This window comes from Paraburkholderia sp. SIMBA_030, assembly GCF_046535245.1.
Taxonomy (GTDB): domain Bacteria; phylum Pseudomonadota; class Gammaproteobacteria; order Burkholderiales; family Burkholderiaceae; genus Paraburkholderia.
Genome location: NZ_JAWRXB010001845.1, coordinates 1 through 229, shown reverse-complemented (window position 1 = coordinate 229; position 229 = coordinate 1). Strand labels below are relative to the sequence as shown.

Sequence of the window (229 nt, the reverse complement as noted above, 5' to 3'; positions counted from 1 at the left end):
ACTGGCTGCAATACGCCCCGTGACCGCCCGCGCAGGGCTGGCAATGGCCGCACGCGCCATAGGTCAGCACGACGTGATCGCCGGGCTGGAGGTTCTTCACGGCGGGGCCGACCGCTTCGACCACGCCCGCGCCTTCGTGGCCGAGCACGGCGGGCAGCGGCACCGGGTAATACTGGTCGCGCACGATCAGGTCGGTGTGGCACAGGCCGGTGGCCACCACGCGCACCAG

The 229-nt window shown here is 71.6% G+C and carries 1 protein-coding gene; it reads right to left on the bottom strand.

What is annotated here, in order from left to right:
* A partial coding sequence (locus SB772_RS46365) for an alcohol dehydrogenase catalytic domain-containing protein (RefSeq protein WP_410839314.1) occupies positions 1 to 229 on the bottom strand: 229 nt, incomplete at both ends.